This is a genomic window from Oleiphilus sp. HI0080 (assembly GCF_001635135.1).
This window is the reverse complement of the sequence record NZ_LWFU01000591.1, coordinates 1-3308: the sequence shown is the minus strand read 5'-3', so window position 1 is coordinate 3308 and position 3308 is coordinate 1. Positions and strand designations below refer to the sequence as shown.

Below are 3308 nucleotides of genomic sequence, written 5' to 3'. Positions count from 1 at the left end.
TGCTGTTTAGATTCTGTCTAATTTGTTGTGCTATTCAACGACGAGTTTAAAGGCTATTTTTGACATACTCCGCAATATACAGTGCTACGACCAGACAGTCTCAGCTCTTTTAGCGCCGCGCCGCAACCTTTACACGGCTCGCCATGCCTACCATATACAAACAACTTCTGCTGGAAATAACCAGGTTTACCATCGCCTCCAACAAAGTCCCTCAAAGTAGTTCCTCCTTGAGTTATAGCAGAAGTAAGCACTTGCTTTATATTCATCACCAAACGCTCATACCGCACTTTAGAAACTTTGTTTGCCGGGCGGTTTGGGTGGATGCCAGAGAGATAAAGGGCCTCATTTGCGTAGATATTGCCAACACCCACAACCGTTTTACTATCCATAACAAATTGTTTCACCGCGACACTCCTGTTGCGTGACGCTTGATACAAATACGCCGTATCAAAGGCTTCAGAAAGGGGTTCCGGACCAAGATGAGAAATCAGCGCATGATTTCGCCACTCGCCAGTCCACAATATGGATCCAAAACGCCTTGGGTCATTGAAACGCAAGCGTGATTGCTCAAATACGAAGTCAAGATGATCATGCTTTTGGACGGGCTCCGAATGCTGAACAACCCGTAAACTGCCAGACATACCCAGGTGGATCAGGATACTACCAGCGTCGAACCCCATAATAATGTACTTACCGCGCCGATCCAGAGAACGTACTTGATCGGCTTGCCAATCAACCAGTTCTTGGGAAACAGGCCAACGCAAACGCGAGTCACGAATTATAATCTCTCGCAGGACTTTCCCCTCACTGTAGGGCAAAATACCTCTGCGCGTAGTTTCTACTTCTGGAAGCTCTGGCACATTATTTCTCTGTATTTGAATCTGTAAGGCGCAACATTGTCTACGAAGCTCGACACCCAAATCAAACATTTAGGCATTGACGCAGGCGGCACTTTTACCGATTTCGTATTGGTGCATGAAAATGGCTCACTCGAGACGCACAAAGTCCTCTCGACACCAGAAAACCCTGCAGAAGCAATTATCCAAGGGGTCAGAGAGCTCGGTGTCGATAGCTTGCTTGATAAGGGAGCCATAAAGATCATCCATGGCAGCACCGTAGCAACAAACGCGGCGCTTGAGGGAAAAGGGGCGCGAACGGCTTATGTTACGAATAAAGGTTTTCGGGATGTGTTGACAATTGGCCGGCAAAATCGAAAAGAGCTTTACAACCTAAGTCCCACAAAATCAGCGCCTCCAGTGCCCCGGGAGTATTGTCTCGAGGTTGATTGCAGACGCGATGCGACAGGCAAGATCATTCAACCATTAGCCGATGCAGACATCGACAACCTCGTCTACAAAATCAAACAACTTGGTGTCGAGGCGATCGCCATAAATCTGCTATTTTCGTTTCTGAATGATGATGAAGAGCGGCGCTTGGAAAGGGCACTTAAACCTTTTGGATTCGTATCCCGTTCATCCTTTGTCCTGCCCGTTTACAAAGAGTACGAACGCGGCATCGCAACATGGCTGAACGCATCTCTTGGCCCAAAGGTCTCGCAATATTTGAGCTCTTTACAGACCGACCTTAGCGGTTGTGATGCCTTTATTATGCAATCTTCAGGAGGCCTACTAACCCTTGATCAAGCAAAAAATCGCGCAGTAAATCTTTTGCTATCCGGTCCAGCTGGAGGACTTTCTGCAGTGCGCTTGCTGGGAAAAAAACTCAAGAAACCTAGAATCTTGAGCTTCGACATGGGAGGTACAAGCACGGACGTATCTCTGATGAATGGCGACTTCAAACTCAGCGACGAAGCCCAGATTGCGAATTGGCCGGTCGCAGTTCCGATGCTAGACATGGCCACCATTGGAGCTGGAGGCGGATCAATCGCGTGGATAGATGACGCTGGGATGCTTCACGTAGGACCTGAGTCAGCAGGCTCAAAACCCGGACCAGCCTGCTACGGTCTGGGTGGCGAACTGGCGACCGTAACCGATGCTAATCTTGTCTCAGGCCGTCTACCACGCTCCGCAAAGTTAGGAGGCTCGTTAGATCTGAATTTTGAAGCGGCAGAAACAGCGATTAGAAACCTTGCAGAACCACTCGGTCTAAGCGTAGAGGAAACCGCTAAAGGCATTATTCAAATAGCGGAACAACAAATGGTTGCGGCGTTGCATAATATCTCGGTAAAACAAGGGCATGCGCCGAAGGATTTTGTGCTGTGCTGCTTTGGCGGTGCTGGTGGTATGCATGTTTGTTCACTAGCGGATCAACTCAACATGACAAGCGCGATTATTCCGCGCAATGCTGGAGTGCTCTCCGCTTTCGGCATGCTCACTGCCCCGCTAATGCGCACCAGCACAAGAAGTCATATAAAGCCGTTTGGCGACATATCACACAGCGACCTAGAGACGATGTTTGAAAGAATGCAGCAAGAGATCAGATTAGAGAGTCCCGAATTGGTGAGCACCGGCTACATCAAAAAACATCTCGATCTTCGATATCTCGGTCAAAGCTATACGATAGAGGTCGGCTATAACGCGAACAGTGCTGAATTGTTTGAAAAAGCGCATGAGCAACGCTTCGGTCACCGTCTCGATAAACCTCTTGAGCTAGTTAACCTGAAATTAAGCGTAGAGGGTGAAGCGAGCATTCAATCACTAGGTACTTGGAATGCACACCAGACAAACGAATACAAAGAAGAAAACGGCTGTAAAATCTATTCGCGAGAACGCATATCGGCAAACACAATCCTAAGCGGCCCAGCAATTATTACCGAAGCCATTTCTACGACTTGGATACCGGACGGCTGGACCCTTGAAACGGATCAGTTTGGAAATTTAATTCTGACAAGGCTTTAGCCGGCTTTGAAAAGCCGATAATTCACCTGCCCTGCTTTCTTAGCTTTCAGCTCATTCCAAGATTTCGGGATAGCCAAAGTAGCAAGTTCTGATTCGGTTTCGATGTAAACCAGTGCATCTCTATTGAGTACTGCGCTTGAATCAAGACGATTCAGTACTTCTACCAACAAGCCTTTACGAAAAGGTGGATCCAAAAAAACAATGTCGAAGCCTGAAGAATCAGATCGCTGCTTTTCCAAAAAAGCTAAAGCGTCTTCATTAGAAATGGTCGCCTTTAAATCTAATCGCTTACAGTTCTCGCTCAATGCTCTATAAGCTGCCGGACTTAACTCGACAAACTCCACTTGCGAGGCTCCTCTAGATGCAGCCTCGAAGCCCAATGATCCGCTACCAGCAAACAAGTCCAGTACACGAGCTCCATGGATACTGTGTTGCAACCAATTAAACACG

The 3308-nt window shown here is 47.7% G+C and carries 3 protein-coding genes; 1 reads left to right on the top strand and 2 read right to left on the bottom strand.

The window, feature by feature from the left end; all coding sequences use genetic code 11:
- Window positions 1-53: 53 nt before the first annotated feature.
- The gene (gene mutM / locus A3751_RS12990) at window positions 54-860 is read right to left on the bottom strand and encodes a bifunctional DNA-formamidopyrimidine glycosylase/DNA-(apurinic or apyrimidinic site) lyase (protein WP_068456707.1); all 807 of its coding nucleotides are present in this window, start codon (window positions 858-860) and stop codon (window positions 54-56) included.
- Between the two features lie 36 nt (window positions 861-896).
- Between mutM and A3751_RS12985 the strand changes: the two genes are divergently transcribed.
- The gene (locus tag A3751_RS12985) at window positions 897-2858 is read left to right on the top strand and encodes a hydantoinase/oxoprolinase family protein (protein WP_231871823.1); all 1962 of its coding nucleotides are present in this window, start codon (window positions 897-899) and stop codon (window positions 2856-2858) included.
- Here A3751_RS12985 and rsmD read toward each other — a convergent pair.
- A partial coding sequence (gene rsmD, locus A3751_RS12980; RefSeq protein WP_068456701.1) for a 16S rRNA (guanine(966)-N(2))-methyltransferase RsmD occupies window positions 2855-3308 on the bottom strand: 454 nt, incomplete at its 5' end. The two genes, A3751_RS12985 and rsmD, sit on opposite strands and share 4 nt — an antisense overlap.